The sequence below is a fragment of the Cyanobium sp. NIVA-CYA 375 genome (assembly GCF_056108345.1).
Genome location: NZ_JBSYHW010000340.1, coordinates 1 through 676, shown reverse-complemented (window position 1 = coordinate 676; position 676 = coordinate 1). Strand labels below are relative to the sequence as shown.

Genomic DNA, 676 nt, shown 5'->3' with positions numbered 1-676 from the left:
GGGAAGATTATTAAGTCAGCATTTGCAAGTCTTTCGAGGCTTTCCAAGTCATTCAGGAAATCAGAGCAGATTGAAACCATACCCTGAAGGCCACTATTCTCAATCTTTTTTGTAACCTGTGCAATCAAGTTGACCGACTCCGGAAGAGGATAGGCCGAGTTTACCATGTCCAACTGGATATTCAAGTCTCGATTACGCAAGAGTGCAGTGGCATCAATTAGCTCTAACAAACCTTTATGAGGCAAGAAAAAGCCATAGGAGGCGATCCTAAATGAGCGCTTGGAGTCGAATGGCATCTTTACAGGCGAGCTGTAGTCGACTACTCCGTGTGGGAACAGAGTCACATTGTCAACCAATCCCAGCCGCTTAAGCTTGTTCATATCACTTGGCGAGTGCACTAGTAGCCTATGGCAGCGTCTCAAAGTCGATACTAATGTTGATAATTTCTTTTTCGGCACATGGGCTGGGTCTGTCGTTGCGTGCAGAGTAATAACAACGATTCGACCGAGCTCAATCTGTGTATCGAGAAACTTCTTAAAAACATCAAAATTGAAAAAACCATAGTTGAACTGGATGACAAGAACATCTAATCTATGTTTGTCAATCCCCCCAGTTTCAGGAAAGTTGTCACCCCTCTGATCAGTACATCCGGGGGCTTGAGGACATGACTAATGCG

The 676-nt window shown here is 44.5% G+C and carries 1 protein-coding gene; it reads right to left on the bottom strand.

Going from position 1 to position 676, the window contains the following annotated elements; all coding sequences use genetic code 11:
• Nucleotides 1-380 (bottom strand): hypothetical protein (locus AC01FP_RS18455; RefSeq protein WP_474482318.1); only part of this gene is annotated, 380 nt, incomplete at its 3' end.
• Between the last annotated feature and the right edge of the window lie 296 nt (nt 381-676).